At 32.3% G+C, this 15,968-nt stretch carries 28 protein-coding genes; all 28 read right to left on the reverse strand.

Annotation, left to right across the window (positions count from 1 at the left end):
* Positions 1–288: 288 nt before the first annotated feature.
* Entirely contained in the window at positions 289–1,005 is a 717-nt protein-coding gene (gene cwlD / locus H8891_RS13535; protein ID WP_187006828.1) for an N-acetylmuramoyl-L-alanine amidase CwlD, read from the reverse strand.
* 72 nt (positions 1,006–1,077) lie between these two features.
* Positions 1,078–1,470: a 30S ribosomal protein S9 gene (gene rpsI, locus H8891_RS13540; RefSeq protein WP_147547986.1), complete on the reverse strand. Its 393-nt coding sequence runs from the start codon at positions 1,468–1,470 to the stop codon at positions 1,078–1,080.
* A gap of 28 nt (positions 1,471–1,498) precedes the next feature.
* Positions 1,499–1,930 (reverse strand): 50S ribosomal protein L13, encoded by a 432-nt coding sequence (gene rplM, locus H8891_RS13545; protein ID WP_021428215.1) that lies wholly within the window; start codon positions 1,928–1,930, stop codon positions 1,499–1,501.
* Between the two features lie 119 nt (positions 1,931–2,049).
* Complete coding sequence (truA, locus tag H8891_RS13550) at positions 2,050–2,781, reverse strand: tRNA pseudouridine(38-40) synthase TruA (protein WP_187006829.1); 732 nt, start codon at positions 2,779–2,781, stop codon at positions 2,050–2,052.
* An 11-nt stretch (positions 2,782–2,792) separates the two neighbouring features.
* Positions 2,793–3,590, reverse strand: coding sequence for an energy-coupling factor transporter transmembrane component T family protein (locus tag H8891_RS13555; RefSeq protein WP_147547988.1), 798 nt, complete (start codon positions 3,588–3,590; stop codon positions 2,793–2,795).
* A complete protein-coding gene (locus H8891_RS13560) occupies positions 3,584–4,450 on the reverse strand; it encodes an energy-coupling factor transporter ATPase (RefSeq protein ID WP_187006830.1) in 867 nt (288 codons plus the stop codon). The genes H8891_RS13555 and H8891_RS13560 overlap by 7 nt, the downstream gene beginning before the upstream one ends.
* The gene (locus H8891_RS13565; RefSeq protein WP_187006831.1) at positions 4,438–5,271 is read right to left on the reverse strand and encodes an energy-coupling factor transporter ATPase; all 834 of its coding nucleotides are present in this window, start codon (positions 5,269–5,271) and stop codon (positions 4,438–4,440) included. Before H8891_RS13565 ends, H8891_RS13560 begins: the two co-directional genes overlap by 13 nt.
* 198 nt (positions 5,272–5,469) lie before the next feature.
* Positions 5,470–5,811, reverse strand: coding sequence for a 50S ribosomal protein L17 (gene rplQ, locus H8891_RS13570; protein WP_147547991.1), 342 nt, complete (start codon positions 5,809–5,811; stop codon positions 5,470–5,472).
* A 19-nt stretch (positions 5,812–5,830) separates the two neighbouring features.
* On the reverse strand, positions 5,831–6,778 hold the full coding sequence (locus tag H8891_RS13575) for a DNA-directed RNA polymerase subunit alpha (RefSeq protein WP_147547992.1): 948 nt from the start codon (positions 6,776–6,778) through the stop codon (positions 5,831–5,833).
* A 77-nt stretch (positions 6,779–6,855) separates the two neighbouring features.
* Positions 6,856–7,479, reverse strand: coding sequence for a 30S ribosomal protein S4 (gene rpsD, locus H8891_RS13580; RefSeq protein ID WP_147547993.1), 624 nt, complete (start codon positions 7,477–7,479; stop codon positions 6,856–6,858).
* A gap of 18 nt (positions 7,480–7,497) precedes the next feature.
* On the reverse strand, positions 7,498–7,896 hold the full coding sequence (rpsK, locus tag H8891_RS13585) for a 30S ribosomal protein S11 (RefSeq protein ID WP_021127562.1): 399 nt from the start codon (positions 7,894–7,896) through the stop codon (positions 7,498–7,500).
* Between the two features lie 24 nt (positions 7,897–7,920).
* Positions 7,921–8,292 carry a 30S ribosomal protein S13 gene (gene rpsM / locus H8891_RS13590; protein WP_021122034.1) on the reverse strand — a complete coding sequence of 124 codons (372 nt, stop codon included), beginning with the start codon at positions 8,290–8,292 and terminating at the stop codon, positions 7,921–7,923.
* 166 nt (positions 8,293–8,458) lie between these two features.
* The gene (rpmJ, locus tag H8891_RS13595) at positions 8,459–8,572 is read right to left on the reverse strand and encodes a 50S ribosomal protein L36 (protein WP_003373491.1); all 114 of its coding nucleotides are present in this window, start codon (positions 8,570–8,572) and stop codon (positions 8,459–8,461) included.
* A 32-nt stretch (positions 8,573–8,604) separates the two neighbouring features.
* Positions 8,605–8,823, reverse strand: a complete 219-nt coding sequence (gene infA / locus H8891_RS13600) for a translation initiation factor IF-1 (protein ID WP_147547994.1) — start codon at positions 8,821–8,823, stop codon at positions 8,605–8,607.
* 27 nt (positions 8,824–8,850) lie between these two features.
* Complete coding sequence (locus H8891_RS13605) at positions 8,851–9,126, reverse strand: KOW domain-containing RNA-binding protein (protein ID WP_187006832.1); 276 nt, start codon at positions 9,124–9,126, stop codon at positions 8,851–8,853.
* 22 nt (positions 9,127–9,148) lie between these two features.
* Positions 9,149–9,895, reverse strand: a complete 747-nt coding sequence (map, locus tag H8891_RS13610) for a type I methionyl aminopeptidase (RefSeq protein WP_147547996.1) — start codon at positions 9,893–9,895, stop codon at positions 9,149–9,151.
* Positions 9,895–10,545 (reverse strand): adenylate kinase, encoded by a 651-nt coding sequence (locus H8891_RS13615; protein WP_147547997.1) that lies wholly within the window; start codon positions 10,543–10,545, stop codon positions 9,895–9,897. The genes map and H8891_RS13615 overlap by 1 nt, the downstream gene beginning before the upstream one ends.
* A 14-nt stretch (positions 10,546–10,559) precedes the next feature.
* A complete protein-coding gene (gene secY, locus H8891_RS13620) occupies positions 10,560–11,828 on the reverse strand; it encodes a preprotein translocase subunit SecY (RefSeq protein WP_187006833.1) in 1,269 nt (422 codons plus the stop codon).
* A 44-nt stretch (positions 11,829–11,872) separates the two neighbouring features.
* The gene (rplO, locus tag H8891_RS13625) at positions 11,873–12,316 is read right to left on the reverse strand and encodes a 50S ribosomal protein L15 (RefSeq protein WP_147547999.1); all 444 of its coding nucleotides are present in this window, start codon (positions 12,314–12,316) and stop codon (positions 11,873–11,875) included.
* A gap of 33 nt (positions 12,317–12,349) precedes the next feature.
* On the reverse strand, positions 12,350–12,535 hold the full coding sequence (rpmD, locus tag H8891_RS13630; protein ID WP_021127557.1) for a 50S ribosomal protein L30: 186 nt from the start codon (positions 12,533–12,535) through the stop codon (positions 12,350–12,352).
* Positions 12,536–12,549: 14 nt separating this feature from the next.
* Positions 12,550–13,059, reverse strand: a complete 510-nt coding sequence (gene rpsE, locus H8891_RS13635; protein ID WP_147548000.1) for a 30S ribosomal protein S5 — start codon at positions 13,057–13,059, stop codon at positions 12,550–12,552.
* Between the two features lie 18 nt (positions 13,060–13,077).
* The gene (gene rplR, locus H8891_RS13640; RefSeq protein WP_147548001.1) at positions 13,078–13,446 is read right to left on the reverse strand and encodes a 50S ribosomal protein L18; all 369 of its coding nucleotides are present in this window, start codon (positions 13,444–13,446) and stop codon (positions 13,078–13,080) included.
* A gap of 35 nt (positions 13,447–13,481) precedes the next feature.
* Entirely contained in the window at positions 13,482–14,024 is a 543-nt protein-coding gene (gene rplF, locus H8891_RS13645) for a 50S ribosomal protein L6 (protein ID WP_147548002.1), read from the reverse strand.
* 30 nt (positions 14,025–14,054) lie between these two features.
* Positions 14,055–14,453, reverse strand: a complete 399-nt coding sequence (rpsH, locus tag H8891_RS13650) for a 30S ribosomal protein S8 (RefSeq protein ID WP_147548003.1) — start codon at positions 14,451–14,453, stop codon at positions 14,055–14,057.
* Positions 14,454–14,484: 31 nt separating this feature from the next.
* Positions 14,485–14,670: a type Z 30S ribosomal protein S14 gene (locus tag H8891_RS13655; protein ID WP_021127555.1), complete on the reverse strand. Its 186-nt coding sequence runs from the start codon at positions 14,668–14,670 to the stop codon at positions 14,485–14,487.
* Positions 14,671–14,687: 17 nt separating this feature from the next.
* Positions 14,688–15,230 (reverse strand): 50S ribosomal protein L5, encoded by a 543-nt coding sequence (gene rplE / locus H8891_RS13660; protein ID WP_147548004.1) that lies wholly within the window; start codon positions 15,228–15,230, stop codon positions 14,688–14,690.
* A gap of 24 nt (positions 15,231–15,254) precedes the next feature.
* A complete protein-coding gene (gene rplX / locus H8891_RS13665; protein ID WP_147548021.1) occupies positions 15,255–15,560 on the reverse strand; it encodes a 50S ribosomal protein L24 in 306 nt (101 codons plus the stop codon).
* A gap of 22 nt (positions 15,561–15,582) precedes the next feature.
* Positions 15,583–15,951, reverse strand: a complete 369-nt coding sequence (rplN, locus tag H8891_RS13670; protein ID WP_021122016.1) for a 50S ribosomal protein L14 — start codon at positions 15,949–15,951, stop codon at positions 15,583–15,585.
* Positions 15,952–15,968: the final 17 nt, after the last annotated feature.

Here is a 15,968-nt window from a genome sequence, read left to right on the forward strand (position 1 = left end):
TCAAATAAAAGTTGTCCATCGCTCAGCTATCATTATCTGAATATCTGGCTTGGTTGTTTGTTGTTTAATTCTTTAAAAAGAATTTTTATAATTAACCTACTGTTTAATTTTCAAAGTTCTTAATTTGTTTTGTCCGTTTCTCAAGGACAAGTAATACTATATCACCTTTTTTTTACATCGTCAACACTTTTTCAAAAACTTTTTTATTTTTTTACTAAAAGTTTAAAAACAACCCATATATGCTTAAATATATAGTTGCGTATATAGGTTGTTTTCTTTAATTTTTTATTAATTATGTACATTAGTTCCAAAATATCTTTGTATACCTGCATATATAGCCCAAGCAATTTTTTCTTGATATTTTTCATCATTTAGTAACTTCGATTCTTTCTCATTAGATAAAAAACCACACTCTATTAGTACTGATGGAATTTCATTATCTTTTAGTAAATATAAATCATCTCTTGGTTTTATTTCTCTATTGTTAGTTTTATCAACTACACGTTTTAATTCGTCTTGAATAAATTTACCTAATAATTTACTATCTTCTTTATCCTTTGGATAAAATGTTTGAGCTCCATAATATTTACTTTCTTCAAATGCATTAAGATGTATAGATACAAATGCATCTACGTTTGATTCCTTCAATAATTTTTTACGGTTTTTTAAATTTTCATTATACTTTTGTCTAATTGTTTTCTTACCATCTTCTTCGTATAAACTAACATCCTCATCTCTAGTTAATAATACTAAACATCCACTTGATTCTAACAACTCCCTTAGCTTCAAAGTTATTTTTAGATTTACATCTTTCTCAAGTATAGTTTTGTCATTATTTAGAGTTCCAGGATCTATACCCCCATGCCCTGCATCTAACATTATAACCCTATTCGTTGTAGGCATATATGACATAACATCTTGAGAGTTCTTTTTAACTTCAAATATAAATATAGAAAGAAAACATAAAAGCGCACCTATAATGCTTACATGCTTAATATATTTCATATAATATCACCCCATATATTATATAAAAAAAGACTTTGGAATATTCCAAAGTCTTTGTATAAGCATATATAATTATCTCTTTGAGAATTGTGGAGCTCTTCTTGCTGCCTTTAATCCGTATTTCTTTCTTTCCTTCATTCTAGCATCTCTAGTTAAGAATCCTTCTTTCTTTAAAGCTGGTCTTAACTCAGCGTCTACTGTTAATAAAGCTCTAGATATACCGTGTCTTATAGCACCAGCTTGTCCAGTGAATCCTCCACCTTCAACCTTTACTATAACATCGTATTTGTTTTCAGTTCCTGTTAAAACTAATGGTTGTTTAACATCTCTTATTAAAGTTTCGTAGTTGAAGTATTCTTCAACTTTTCTTCCATTTACTATTATATTTCCTTCACCTGCAACTAGTCTTACTCTTGCTACAGAGTGCTTTCTTCTTCCTGTTCCGTAGTATTGAACGTTAGCCATGATTAACTCCTCCTTTCACCCGTTATGATTATTTGAAGTTTAAAACTTCTGGATTTTGAGCTTCGTGTCCGTGGTTTGGTCCAGCAAATACTCTTAATCTAGTCATCATTCTGCTTCTTAATTTGTTCTTACATAACATACCGCTAACAGCATGCATAACAACCTCTTCAGGTTTCTTTTCCATCATTTCTCTATAAGTTATTTCCTTTAATCCACCTACATATCCAGTGTGGTATCTGTACATCTTTTGATCTAATTTCTTTCCTGTTAAAACTACTTTATCAGCATTTACAACAACAACGAAATCTCCACCATCAACGTGAGGAGTGAAAGTTGGTTTATGCTTTCCTCTTAATATTGTAGCTATTTCTGTAGCCATACGACCTAATGTTTTTCCTTCAGCATCAACTACGTACCATTTTCTTTGTACGTCAGCTGGCTTAGCTATATAACTTTTCATTACAAGTCCCTCCTTATCTTATTTCCATATGATATTTTACCGTCTATGTCAAGTCCGGGGCAAGTGGACTTATTAACACACTCTTGTATATTTTAATACATGCACCCTGGAGTGTCAAGCTAATAATCAACTTTTTTAAGAAATAATCCATGAGCTGGCGCAGTGTGTCCAGCCATAGATCTTGACTTAGATTCTATTATACTTAGCATGTCAATATCTATTCTTCCTCGGCCAATATCAACTAATGTTCCAACTAAAATCCTTACCATATTATACAAGAATCCATTACCTTCTACTTCTATAATTATTAAGTCTTCTTGTCTTGATATATCTATGTCATAAATAGTCCTTACCGTATCTTTCACTGATGATCCAGAACTCATAAACCCTTTGAAATCATATGTTCCAATTAAAGCTTTAGCTTCTTTTTTCATCTTTTCAAAGTCTAGATCATACTTAACTAAATACGATATATTATTATATATAGGACTTCTATATGCATTATTATATATTAAATATCTATATCTTTTTCCTTTTGCTGAATACCTTGAATGAAAATCTAAATCCATCTCTTGTGCGTCTATTATAGATATATCCTTTGGCAACTTTGAGTTTAGTGCACCTGGTATTTTCTCAACAGGTATATTACAACTTGTATTAAAATTTGCAACTTGACCTAAAGCATGTACTCCTGCATCAGTTCTTCCTGATCCAATTATTTTAACATCTTCTTTAGTTATCTCTTTTATAGCTTTTTCTATAGTTCCTTGTATACCCAAAAAATCATTTTGCTTTTGCCAACCACAATAATTTTTACCATTATATTGAATAGTCAATTTTATATTTCTCATATGATACCTCTTTATATAAACCTAATAACAACTATTACACCTAAATAAATAAATTGAATAGCATATGCTATATAGTCAGCTTTAGTCATTATACTTTGCTTCATCTTAGTTCTATTATATCCACCTCTATAACATCTAGCTTCCATAGCCATAGCTAATTCATCAGCTCTCCTAAATGCACTTATAAATAAAGGTATTAAAAGCGGAACTAAGTTCTTTGCTCTATTTATTATATTTTTACTTTCAAAATCGGCCCCTCTAGACATCTGAGCTTTCATTATTTTATCTGTTTCATCTAATAAAGTAGGTATAAATCTTAATGCAATAGTCATCATCATAGCTAACTCATGCACAGGGAATCCTATCTTTCTTAATGGATTTAATAATTTTTCTATCCCATCTGTAAGTTCTATAGGCGATGTCGTAAGTGTAAGTAATGATGTTCCAACAACTAAGAATATAAGTCTTAGTGCCATAAAAACAGCTTGACTTAACCCCTGGCTAGTGATCTTTATAAAGCCAAATGACCATATAGGATCTCCAGGCAGAAAGAATATATTAATTACAAATGTAAATACTATAATCCATCTCAAAGGTTTAAGCCCTTTTATAATATACTTAGATGGTATTTTAGACATGGCCACTACAGCCATCAAACTTCCTACCACTATTAAATATGGCCAAAATTTATTTATTATAAACAGTGATACCATAAATATAAAAGTTGCTATAAGTTTAACTCTAGCATCTAATTTATGAATAATTGAGTTAGTAGGATAATATTGACCTATAGTTATATCTTTTAACATTTTCCTTTACCTCTCATAACTCTTATTATTTCTTTCTTAGCTTCTTCAATAGTAATTATATCAGGCTTAATATCAAACCCTCTGTCTCTTAATTTAATGCATAATTCTAGTACTTGAGGAATATCTAAACCTATATCTTTTAATCTATTAGAATGATTTTTAAATACTTCTCTAGTAGGTCCCATAAATTCTATTTTTCCTGAATTCATAACTATTATATTTTTAACTAATTTAGCCATATCATCCATACTATGTGATGAAAGTATTATCGTCATATTTTTTTCTTTATGTAATGTCTTTATTAAATTAAATATTTCATCTCTTCCTTTAGGATCTAATCCAGCTGTAGGTTCATCTAATATTAAGACTTCAGGATTCATAGCTATAACTCCAGCTATAGCTACCCTACGCTTTTGTCCGCCTGATAATTCAAATGGAGATTTATCTTTAAATTCATCATAGTCAAGCCCAACAGCCTCCATAGATGCTTTAATCCTATTAGTTATTTCAATATCATCTAAGCCTAAATTTGAAGGTCCAAAGGCTATGTCCTTTGCAACAGTCTCTTCAAATAGTTGATATTCAGGATATTGAAATACCACTCCAACTTTCTTTCTGATATCAGTTAAATTTAAATCTTTATCAGTTATATCAAATCCATTTATTAAAATTTTTCCTGATGAAGGCTTAAGTATACCATTTAAATGCTGAATTAATGTTGATTTACCCGATCCAGTATGACCTATTAACCCAACAAAATCTCCATCTTCTATACTTAAATTTATATTGTCTAATGCTTTACTAGCAAATGGCATGCCTTCATTGTATATATGTGTTAAATTTTCTATTATAATTGACATAATCTCATCACCATCTCATCCACAGTTAATATATCATCCTCTATATGCATACCTTCTTCCTTAAGTTCTTTACTTAATTCAGTCATATAAGGTACATCTAATCCTATACTTTTTAATTTTTCAACTTTAGAGAATACTTGTTTCGGAGTTCCCTCTAATACTTTTTTCCCTTTCTCCATAACTATAACTCTATCTGCACCTACAGCTTCTTCCATAAAGTGAGTTATATGCATTATAGTTATGTTCTCTTCTTTGTTGAGTCTTTTTATAGTATTCATTACTTCTTTTCTTCCAGATGGATCTAACATAGCTGTAGCTTCATCAAAGATTATACACTTAGGCTTCATAGCTATTATACCTGCTATAGCAACTCTTTGCTTTTGTCCACCAGATAATAGATGAGGTTGTCTATCTTTTAGCTCATACATACCAACACTTGTTAATGCTTCTTTTACCCTCTTTCTGATTTCTACAGGCTCTATCCCCAAATTTTCGGGACCAAAAGCTACATCTTCTTCTATTATAGTAGCTACAATTTGGTTATCTGGATTTTGAAATACCATACCTGCTGTCTGTCTAATATCCCATAAATGTTCTTCATCTTTAGTATTTAGACCATCTATATATATATCACCTTTAGTAGGCATTAGAATTGCATTTAAGTTCTTAGAAAGCGTTGACTTACCTGACCCATTATGGCCTATAACTACAACAAATTCACCTTGTTTAACACTTAAAGTTAAATCATCTATGGCCTTAAATGTACTATCTTCAGTTACATATTCAAATGATACATCCTTAACACTTACTATATCCTTCATAAATTTGTTCTCCTTTAATTAGTAGTGTTTATCAATTTGCAATTTATATTGTATTATATCATAATTTAAATTACAGATTAACACAAAAGTTCATCTTCAATTTAGCAATACACTATTAAATTATAGCACCACTATTAACAAATTTGATATTTAATTGAAATAAAAAAAGGATTAGGCTTTGCCTAATCCTTTTACATACTATACTAATTCTATTAGAGCCATTTCAGCAGCGTCGCCTCTTCTTGGTCCCATTTTTATTATTCTAGTATATCCACCGTTTCTCTCAGCATACTTTGGAGCTATATCAGTGAATAAGTTGTTAACTACTGTCTCATCTAAAACATAAGCTAAAACTTGTCTTCTAGCATGAAGATCTCCTCTCTTAGCAAGAGTTATCATCTTTTCTGCCATTCTACGAGTTTCTTTCGCTCTAGTAACTGTAGTTTCTATTTTTCCATTTCTTAGTAAGTCTGTTACTAAGTTTCTTAACATAAGATTTCTGTGAGCAGTTACACGTCCTAATTTACGGTACTTAGCCATGCTTATCCCTCCTTTGCGCTTACTCTTCGCTTGGTTTAAGATTTAATCCAAGTTCCTCTAACTTTTGAATTACTTCTTCTAACGACTTTTTACCTAAGTTTCTAACTTTCATCATGTCTTCTTCAGATCTATTAGCTAATTCTTCAACTGTGTTTATTCCCGCTCTCTTTAAACAGTTGTAAGATCTAACTGATAAGTCAAGTTCTTCTATAGTCATCTCAAGAACTTTCTCTTTTTGATCTTCTTCTTTTTCTACCATTATTTCAACATTGCTTACATGCTCTGTTAAATCTATGAATAGATTTAGATGTTCAACTAGAACCTTAGCTGCAAGTGATATTCCTTCTTGAGGATTTATACTTCCATTAGTCCAAACTTCAAGTATTAATTTATCATAATCTGATTTTTGACCAACTCTAGTATTTTCTACATGGTAGCTAACTTTTTCAACAGGAGTATATATTGAGTCTACAGGAAGAACTCCTATAGGCATATGCTCTGTTTTATTGTCTTCAGAAGATACATATCCTCTTCCTTTATCAACAGATATTTCCATGTTAAACTTAGCATTATCATCTAGCGTAGCTATATGTAAGTCTTTGCTTATTATTTCAACATCTGGAGGACATATTATGTCAGCACCTGTTATTGTACATGGTCCTTGTGCTTCTATTTTAAGTGTTCTATTTCCTTCACCATCTATAGTAGCTGATAATTCTTTTAATGCTAATATTATTTCAGTAACATCTTCTTTAACACCAGGAACTGTTGAGAATTCATGAAGAACTCCATCTATTTTTATAGAGTTAACAGCTACTCCTGGTAAAGAAGATAATAATATTCTTCTTAATGCATTACCTATAGTTATTCCATATCCTCTTTCTAGAGGCTCTATAACGAATTTACCATATCTATGGTCTTCGCTAATTTCAATTATATCTACTCTTGGTTTTTCTATTTCTATCATGGACAAAACCCTCCTTAAAATTTATTAATCCACTGAGGGTAAACAAAATCTTAAAATATTTGTTATAACTATACTTATTACTTAGAGTAAAGCTCTATTATTAAGTGTTCAGCTATTTCAAGATCTATATCTTCTCTTCCTGGATTAGCAACAACAGAAGCTGTCATGTTCTCTAAGTTAGCATCTAACCATTTAGGAGCTATTCTTGAGTTATTTTCTACTAATCCTTTGAATTTTGCAGAAGACTTAGATGTTTCTTTAACAGTTATAACATCTCCATTAGCAACTGTTAAAGAAGGTATATTTACCTTATGTCCGTTTAAAGTGAAATGACCGTGTCTTACTAATTGTCTAGCTTCTTTTCTAGAAGATGCTAATCCCATTCTGTAAACTACGTTATCTAATCTTCTTTCTAATAAGCTTAGTAAGTTTTCCCCTGTTATACCAGGCATTTTTTCAGCACGCTCGTATAAGTTTCTGAATTGAGTTTCTAAAACTCCGTATATTCTCTTAACTTTTTGTTTTTCTCTTAATTGTAATCCATAGTTAGAAACTTTCTTTCTTCCTTGTCCATGTTGTCCTGGAGCATAGTTTCTCTTAACTATAGCACATTTGTCAGTATAACATCTGTCACCTTTAAGGAATAACTTCATTCCTTCTCTACGACATTGTCTACATGATGCACCTGTATATCTTGCCATTTATTTACACCTCCTAAATTACACTCTTCTTCTTTTTGGTGGTCTACATCCGTTGTGTGGTATTGGAGTAACGTCTTTTATCATAGTTACTTCTAAACCAGTTGCTTGTAAAGCTCTTATAGCAGCTTCTCTACCAGAACCTGGTCCTTTAACGAATACTTCTACACTCTTTAATCCGTGTTCCATTGCAGCCTTAGCAGCAGTTTCAGCAGCCATTTGAGATGCAAATGGAGTTGCTTTTCTTGATCCTTTGAATCCTAATTGTCCAGAACTTGCCCAAGATAATGCATTACCATGAACGTCTGTTAAAGTTATTATAGTATTGTTAAAAGTTGATTGTATATGAGCATGTCCACGTTCTATGTTTTTACGCTCTCTTCTTCTAACACGTGTAACTTTCTTTTTTGGTTTAGCCATTATTCTTCCCTCCTCTTCTAACTATTACTTCTTCTTCTTACGAGATACAGTTTTTCTAGGACCTTTTCTAGTTCTAGCGTTAGTCTTAGTTTTTTGTCCTCTTAAAGGAAGACCTTTAGCATGTCTCATACCTCTGTAACACTTTATATCTCTTAATCTCTTTATGTTTAAAGCTATTTCTCTTCTTAAATCTCCTTCAACTAAGAAATCATTGTCTATTATCTTTCTTAAGTCGTTAACTTGATCTTCAGATAAATCTTTGATTCTTACGTTAGGATCTATGTCAGCTTTAGCTAATATTTCGTTAGCAGTTGCCTTACCTATACCATAGATATATGTTAAGCCTATTTCTGCTCTTTTTTCTCTAGGTAAATCTACCCCAGCTATTCTTGCCATACTTTGCACCTCCTACAACTTAACTTTTTAAACTTTTTTCATGATTAAATTTTCTTAAATAATAAGTGAATTCCGATTCATGTTTATATAAAATCCAAAAAAAGTTTGTTAATTATCACAATATAATATTATACTATAATATTTAACAAAATGCTAGCACAATTTATTAACCTTGCTTTTGCTTGTGCTTAGGATTTTCACATATAACCATTACTCTACCTTTTCTCTTTATTACTTTACATTTTTCACATATTGGTTTTACTGATGGTCTTACTTTCATTATTAATCCCTCCTTAGACTAGCATTGATAGTCTACTTCTTACGCCAAGTAATTCTTCCTCTTGTAAGGTCATATGGAGAAAGCTCAACATTAACCTTATCTCCTTCAAGAATCCTTATAAAGTTCATTCTTAGCTTTCCAGAAATGTGACATAAAACTTCATGCCCGTTTTCTAGTTTAACTTTGAACATGGCATTCGGTAAAGCTTCTGAAACTGTACCTTCTATTTCTATAACATCTTTTTTGGCCATTAACTAACCAAACCTCCATTCAATAAGCTAAACATTGTTTAACTTTCCAAGTTCAGCTCTTAAAAAAGCATCTTTAATAGACTCATTAGATTCTATCATATCTTTAACAGCATTGTTAATTATATCATACTTTTGTAAGTGCTTAACTTTTTTTAGTTTAGGTTTTTCAAGTTTTCTTTTCTTTCCATCTGAGATTAAAACATACTCATCATCAACTACTTTTACTACGAAAAATAATCTCCCAGTATCTCTTCCAGATGTATTTCTAACAACTTGCCCTATACATATATCTTTTGATAGCATAAATCTCACCTACTTTTTTTGATTATAACTTTGTTAATATCAAAGGTTCATCTTCAGTAATAGCTATCGTATGCTCATAATGAGCTGACTTTTTAGAGTCAATAGTAACAATCGTCCAACCATCACCTAACATCTTAACATAGTGTGTACCATAGTTAACCATAGGTTCAATTGCAAGTACCATCCCTTCTTTAAGTTTTGGTCCCTTACCTGGTCGTCCATAGTTAGGTATTTGAGGATCTTCATGTAGCTGTGTGCCAACTCCATGACCTACAAGATCTCTAACTACTGAAAAATTGTTTTTTTCTACGTGTGTTTGTATTGCGTGCGAAATATCAGAAAGTCTATATCCTAGTTTAGCAAACTTTAATCCTTCATAGAAGCTTTCTTTTGTTACTTCTATTAATTTCCTATCTTCTTCAGATATTATACCTACTCCATGCGTTTTTGCCGAGTCTGCATGATATCCTTTATAATAAGCACCTATATCGATACTTATAATATCTCCTTCTTTTAAAGTTTTAGGTCCAGGAATTCCATGTACAACCTCTTCATTAATAGAAGCGCATATAGATCCCTTAAAACCATTATATCCTTTAAAAGATGGGATAGCATTATATTTTCTAATATGATTTTCAGCTATTTTATCTAACTCTAAAGTAGATATTCCCGGTTTAATAGCATCTCTTAAAATCTCATGTGTTTCAGCAACAATTTTACCAGATTCTCTCATAAGTTCAATTTGTTGCTTAGATTTTAAAATAATCATTATTTTTCACTTCCTAGAGCATCTACTATATCTGCAAATACCTTATCTATAGATTGTTCACCATTTATATTAGCTATTATACCTTCTTTTGAATAATAATCAACTAAAGGCTTAGTTTCGTCTAGATAAACTTGTATTCTCTTTGATACAGTTTCTTCATTATCATCTGCTCTTTGGTAAAGTTCTCCTCCGCATACATCGCATACGCCATCTGCTTTTGGAGGATTAAACTCAACATGGTAAGTAGCACCGCAAGATTTACATATTCTTCTTCCTACTGCTCTACCAACTAATATATCTTTGTCAACTTCTATGTTAACTACTTTATCTAAAGATATACCAACTTCTTTTAGATATTTATCTAAATGTTGAGCTTGAGCTACATTTCTTGGGAATCCATCTAACATGAATCCTTTTTCGCAGTCTGGTTGAGATATTCTATCAGTAACTAGACCAACTGTTAATTCATCTGGAACTAAAAGACCTTGATCTATAAATCCTTTAGCTTTTTTACCAAGTTCTGTACCTTCTTTTATATTCTTTCTGAATATATCTCCTGTTGATATATGAGGTATATTGTATTTTTCTACTATTCCTGCTGCTTGAGTACCCTTACCCGCACCAGGAGGTCCAAGTAATATTATTCTCATATGATCATCTCCATCTATTTTAAGAAGCCTTGATAACTTCTCATTACTAAGTTTGATTCTAACTGTCTCTTAAGTTCAAGCGCAACTCCAACAACTATAAGTAAAGATGTTCCAGCCATACTTAAATGTACTCCTGTGAATTTACTTATTATAGATGGAATTACTGCTACAACAGCTAAGAATAAAGCTCCTGCTAATGTTAATCTAGATAATATTCTATTTAAGTAATCCATAGTTGGGTTACCTGGTCTTATACCTGGTATAAAACCTCCACTATTTTTCATATTATTAGTTATATCTTCAGTATTGAATGATATAGTAGTATAGAAATAAGAGAAGAATATTATTAAAATAACTTCTATAACTAAATAAATCCAGAATCCTGGTTCTCCACTAGGAGATAAGAATTTAGTTACAAATGCTTGAGCATCTTTTCCCATAAATATTGCTATAGTTTGAGGGAATGCTAACAATGAACTTGCAAATATTACTGGTATAACCCCAGATTGATTTACTTTCATTGGTATATGAGAGTTTTGACCTCCATATGTTTTTCTTCCAACAACTCTTTTAGCATATTGTACAGGTATTTTTCTTGTTGCTTCTTGTATATACGTAACCGCAGCTACTGTAAGAAGCGATACTATAGTCATAACAACTAATACCCATAGTCCAATGCTTCCGCTTTTAAATTGTCCTATAGCTTGTGTTATGTCTGTAGGAATTCTTGATATAATTCCTATAAATATTATTACAGAGCTTCCGTTACCTAATCCTTTTTCAGTAATCTTATCACCCATCCACATCAATAACATACTGGCTGATATTAATGTGACTATAACTGTAACTATAAAAAATACACTATCTGTTTGTAAAGCACGTCTCACTATTCCTAGTGTTATACCGATAGCCTGTATTATAGCTAATCCTAATGCTGTATACTTAGTGTATTTATTTATCTTTTTCTTACCTTCTTCACCAGACTTTTGAAGTTCTTCAAGAGATGGGAATCCGATAGTTAAAAGTTGAATTATTATAGATGCCGTTATATAAGGACTGATTCCTAATGCAAATAAGGTAAAGCTACTGAAAGCTCCTCCTGTAAACATATTATACAGGGAAAGAAGACCGTTTCCGTCAACCATTCCCTTTATAATAGTTCTATTAACTCCAGGAACAGGAATAGTACATCCTATCCTAAAGATAACAATCATCATCAAAGTATATAAAATTTTTCTTCTTACATCTTTTATTTTCCAAGCTTGTTTAAAGTTTGACAGCACGTTAAACTCACCCCTGCCTTATGGCCAAGAGTTAGCAGATTAGATTAAACTAATTCTGCCTTTCCTCCAGCTTTTTCTATTTTTTCTTGCGCTGAAGCAGTAAACTTAGCAGCCTTTACAGTTAAAGCTCTTTCTAAGTTACCTTCACCTAAGATTTTAACGCCGTCTTTTTCTATTTTGCTTATTACTCCAGTTGCCTTAAGTAATTCAGCTGTTATTTCTGTTCCGTTTTCGAATCTATTTAAAGTTTCTACGTTAACTAGTGAGTAAACTTTCTTACAAGGATTTTTGAATCCTCTCTTAGGAAGTCTTCTAGCAAGTGGCATTTGTCCACCTTCGAATCCAACTCTTACTCCACCACCTGAACGAGACTTTTGACCTTTTTGTCCACGTCCTGAAGTTTTACCTTGTCCAGTAGCAGTACCTCTACCTAATCTCTTTTTAGATGAAACTGCACCTTCAGCAGGTCTTAATTCATGTAACTTCATGGATTGCACCTCCCTTAGTATGTTTAAAATTTATTATTCAGCTATTTCAGTTACTTCTACTAAGTGACTAACTTTAGCTATTATACCTCTCATTTGAGCGTTGTCTTCTTTAACAACTACTTGCTCTCTTTTTCTTAATCCTAACGCTTCTACGTTCTTTCTTTGGTTAGGAGTAGTTCCTATTGTACTTCTAACTAATTTTATTTGTAATTTAGCCATTCTTTACTACCTCCTTACCCTAGAAGATCTTCTACTTTTTTACCTCTAAGTTTAGCTATATCTTCAGCTGTTCTTAAAGATTTTAAACCTTCTATTGTAGCATTTACCATGTTTCTTGGGTTGTTAGTTCCTAAAGATTTAGCTCTAACATCCTTTAATCCAGCTAACTCAAGTACGGCTCTAGCAGGTCCCCCAGCTATAACTCCTGTACCTTGACTAGCAGGCATTATTAATATTTTACCAGCACCAAAGTGTCCGTTTGTTTGGTGAGGTATAGTTGTACCAACCATAGGTACAGTTATTAAATTCTTCTTAGCATCTTCAACTGCTTTTCTTATAGCATCTGGTACTTCCATAGCTTTACCAGTACCTATACCAACGTGTCCGTTTTCATCTCCAACAACTACTAAAGCTGCAAATCTAAAGTTTCTACCACCTTTAACAACCTTAGTAACACGTCTTACTTCGATAACTTTCTCTTGAAGATCAAGTTGTCTTGCATCTATTGGCTTACGACGTAGCATTATTTTCCCTCCTTTGTATTAGAACTTAAGTCCAGCTTCTCTAGCACCTTCAGCTAATTCTTGAACTCTTCCGTGATATAAGTATCCACCTCTGTCAAATACAACTTCAGTTATACCTTTTTCTACAGCTCTCTTAGCAACAAGTTCTCCAACTTTTCTAGCTGCATCTTTATTTCCACAGTGATTAACAGCACCTTTTATTTCAGCTTCTAAAGAAGATGCAGAAACAACAGTTACTCTGTTAGTATCATCTATTATTTGAGCATATATGTTATTAGAACTTCTGAATACACATAATCTTGGTCTTTGAGTAGTTCCAGTTATTTTTCTACGAACTCTCTTATGTCTTTGAAGTCTATTTGCGTTTTTGTTAGCTTTTTTAAACACAGAGATCACTCCTTTCTAGCGTTTATCTTTTGGTATTATTTCTTACCAGTTTTACCTTCTTTACGTCTTACAACTTCACCAGCGTATCTTATACCTTTACCTTTGTATGGCTCTGGCTCTCTCCAAGCTCTTATCTTAGCAGCATAGTTACCTACTAATTGCTTGTCTATACCTTTAACAACTAATTCAGTTTGGTTTGGAGCTTCAACAGTTATTCCTTCTGGATCTACCATCTCAACTGGATGAGAGAATCCTAAGTTCATAACTAACTTGTTTCCTTGCTTTTGAGCTCTGTACCCAACACCAACTAACTCTAACTTCTTCTCGAAACCAGCAGTAACACCTACTACCATGTTATCTATTAAAGTTCTAGTTAATCCGTGTAAAGATCTATGTTTCTTATTATTAGTTGGTCTCTCAACTAATATAGTATTCTCTTCTTTTTTTATAGCTAATTCATTGTTGAATTGCTTAGTTAAAGTTCCTTTTGGTCCTTTTACTGTAACTAAGTTGTTTTCAGCTATAGTTACTTCAACACCTGCAGGAACAGTTATTGGTTTAACACCTATTCTTGACATAGTTGCACCTCCTTACATTGTTCGTTTTTATTACCAAACGTAGCAGATTACTTCTCCACCAACGCCTTCATTTCTAGCTTGCTTGTCAGTTAATATTCCTTTTGAAGTAGATATTATTGATATACCTAATCCGTTTAATACTTTTGGTAATTCTTCTTTAGCAGCGTAAACTCTCATACCAGGCTTAGATATTCTCTTTAATCCTGTTATAACTTTCTCTCCTGCTTGTCCGTACTTTAATTGTATTCTTATTATTCCTTGTTTTCCATCTTCTATAACATCGTACCCTCTTATGAAACCTTCTTCTAATAAGATTCTAGCTAATTCTTTCTTCATATTAGAAGCAGGAACATCAACAGTTTCATGCTTAACTGTGTTAGCATTTCTTATACGAGTTAGCATATCTGCTATTGGATCTGTCATTGTCATATTGTAACCCTCCTTCCATTTTAACCAAGTCTTACCAACTTGCTTTTCTTACACCAGGTATTTGACCTTTATAAGCTAATTCTCTAAAGCATATACGGCATATACCGAATTTTCTTAATACAGAATGTGGTCTACCACATATTGTACATCTAGTATACTCTCTAGTTGCGTACTTTTGCTTTTTTTGTTGTTTTACAACCATCGCTTTTCTAGCCACTGGAATCCCTCCTTTATTTACTTAGAATATGGCATTCCTAATAATTTTAATAACTCACTAGCTTCTTCATCAGTTTTAGCTGTAGTTACAAATATTACATCCATTCCTCTTACTTTATCAACTTTATCGTACTCTATTTCAGGGAATATAAATTGTTCTTTTAATCCTAAAGCGTAGTTACCTCTTCCGTCAAATGCGTTAGCATTAACTCCTCTGAAGTCTCTAACTCTTGGTAAAGATATATTAACTAACTTGTCCATGAAGTAGTACATTTTGTCAGCTCTTAAAGTAACTTTAGTTCCAACAGGCATACCTTCTCTTAATTTGAAGTTAGCTACTGATTTTCTAGCCTTAGTTATAACAGGCTTTTGACCAGATATCATTTCTAATTCTGCAACTGCAGCTTCTAATCCTTTTGGATTTTCTCTTGCATCACCTATACCCATGTTTATTACTATTTTCTCTAACTTAGGTATTTCCATAACGTTTTTGTATCCAAATTTCTCCATTAAAGCTGGAGCAACTTCTTTAACATATTTTTCTTGTAATCTAGAAGTCATTTGTAGTCCCTCCTTTCAAGCTTATTATAATTCTTTTCCGCTCTTTACTGATACTCTAACTTTTTTCCCATCTTTAACTTCAAATCTAACTCTTGTACCTTTTCCTGTTTCAGGATCAACTGGCATTACGTTAGATATGTGTATTGGGGCTTCTTTATTTATTATTCCACCTTGTGGGTTAACAGCAGTTGGTTTTTGGTGCTTAGTTATTACGTTAACACCTTCAACTAATACTCTATTAGCTTTAGTGAAAACCTTAGTAACTGTACCTTTTTTACCTTTATCTTTACCTGCTATAACTACAACAGTGTCACCTTTTTTAACACGCATCATGTCCTATTGCACCTCCTTATTATAGTACTTCTGGAGCAAGAGATACTATTTTCATAAAGTCGTTGTCTCTTAACTCTCTAGCAACAGGCCCGAATATACGAGTTCCTACTGGAGTTTTATCATCTTTTATGATAACTGCAGCATTCTCGTCAAATGATATATAACTACCATCTTTACGTCTTACGCCTTGCTTAGTTCTTACTATAACAGCTTTAACTACTTTACCTTTTTTTACAACTCCACCTGGTGTTGCACTTTTAACAGTTGCAACTATAACGTCACCTATGTTACCATATCTTCTTTTACTTCCGCCTAATACACGAATAGTTAAAAGTTCTTTAGCTCCTGAGTTATCAGCAACTCTTAGACGTGATTCTTGTTGTATCATATCGTAATCCCTCCTTC

Source organism: Paeniclostridium hominis, assembly GCF_014306135.1.
GTDB lineage: Bacteria > Bacillota > Clostridia > Peptostreptococcales > Peptostreptococcaceae > Paraclostridium > Paraclostridium hominis.

Excerpts from the sequence above, each read along its gene's own strand:
- cwlD (WP_187006828.1), bottom strand. The coding sequence starts at position 1,005 with ATGAAATATATTAAGCATGTAAGCATTATAGGTGCGCTTTTATGTTTT.
- rpsI (WP_147547986.1), bottom strand. The coding sequence starts at position 1,470 with ATGGCTAACGTTCAATACTACGGAACAGGAAGAAGAAAGCACTCTGTA.
- rplM (WP_021428215.1), bottom strand. The coding sequence starts at position 1,930 with ATGAAAAGTTATATAGCTAAGCCAGCTGACGTACAAAGAAAATGGTAC.
- truA (WP_187006829.1), bottom strand. The coding sequence starts at position 2,781 with ATGAGAAATATAAAATTGACTATTCAATATAATGGTAAAAATTATTGT.
- H8891_RS13555 (WP_147547988.1), bottom strand. The coding sequence starts at position 3,590 with ATGTTAAAAGATATAACTATAGGTCAATATTATCCTACTAACTCAATT.
- H8891_RS13560 (WP_187006830.1), bottom strand. The coding sequence starts at position 4,450 with ATGTCAATTATAATAGAAAATTTAACACATATATACAATGAAGGCATG.
- H8891_RS13565 (WP_187006831.1), bottom strand. The coding sequence starts at position 5,271 with ATGAAGGATATAGTAAGTGTTAAGGATGTATCATTTGAATATGTAACT.
- rplQ (WP_147547991.1), bottom strand. The coding sequence starts at position 5,811 with ATGGCTAAGTACCGTAAATTAGGACGTGTAACTGCTCACAGAAATCTT.
- H8891_RS13575 (WP_147547992.1), bottom strand. The coding sequence starts at position 6,778 with ATGATAGAAATAGAAAAACCAAGAGTAGATATAATTGAAATTAGCGAA.
- rpsD (WP_147547993.1), bottom strand. The coding sequence starts at position 7,479 with ATGGCAAGATATACAGGTGCATCATGTAGACAATGTCGTAGAGAAGGA.
- rpsK (WP_021127562.1), bottom strand. The coding sequence starts at position 7,896 with ATGGCTAAACCAAAAAAGAAAGTTACACGTGTTAGAAGAAGAGAGCGT.
- rpsM (WP_021122034.1), bottom strand. The coding sequence starts at position 8,292 with ATGGCAAGAATAGCTGGGGTAGATTTACCTAGAGAAAAAAGAGCAGAA.
- rpmJ (WP_003373491.1), bottom strand. The coding sequence starts at position 8,572 with ATGAAAGTAAGACCATCAGTAAAACCAATATGTGAAAAATGTAAAGTA.
- infA (WP_147547994.1), bottom strand. The coding sequence starts at position 8,823 with ATGGCCAAAAAAGATGTTATAGAAATAGAAGGTACAGTTTCAGAAGCT.
- H8891_RS13605 (WP_187006832.1), bottom strand. The coding sequence starts at position 9,126 with ATGCTATCAAAAGATATATGTATAGGGCAAGTTGTTAGAAATACATCT.
- map (WP_147547996.1), bottom strand. The coding sequence starts at position 9,895 with ATGATTATTTTAAAATCTAAGCAACAAATTGAACTTATGAGAGAATCT.
- H8891_RS13615 (WP_147547997.1), bottom strand. The coding sequence starts at position 10,545 with ATGAGAATAATATTACTTGGACCTCCTGGTGCGGGTAAGGGTACTCAA.
- rplO (WP_147547999.1), bottom strand. The coding sequence starts at position 12,316 with ATGAAGTTACATGAATTAAGACCTGCTGAAGGTGCAGTTTCATCTAAA.
- rpmD (WP_021127557.1), bottom strand. The coding sequence starts at position 12,535 with ATGGCTAAATTACAAATAAAATTAGTTAGAAGTACAATAGGAACTACT.
- rpsE (WP_147548000.1), bottom strand. The coding sequence starts at position 13,059 with ATGCTACGTCGTAAGCCAATAGATGCAAGACAACTTGATCTTCAAGAG.
- rplF (WP_147548002.1), bottom strand. The coding sequence starts at position 14,024 with ATGTCAAGAATAGGTGTTAAACCAATAACTGTTCCTGCAGGTGTTGAA.
- rpsH (WP_147548003.1), bottom strand. The coding sequence starts at position 14,453 with ATGACAATGACAGATCCAATAGCAGATATGCTAACTCGTATAAGAAAT.
- rplE (WP_147548004.1), bottom strand. The coding sequence starts at position 15,230 with ATGACTTCTAGATTACAAGAAAAATATGTTAAAGAAGTTGCTCCAGCT.
- rplX (WP_147548021.1), bottom strand. The coding sequence starts at position 15,560 with ATGCGTGTTAAAAAAGGTGACACTGTTGTAGTTATAGCAGGTAAAGAT.
- rplN (WP_021122016.1), bottom strand. The coding sequence starts at position 15,951 with ATGATACAACAAGAATCACGTCTAAGAGTTGCTGATAACTCAGGAGCT.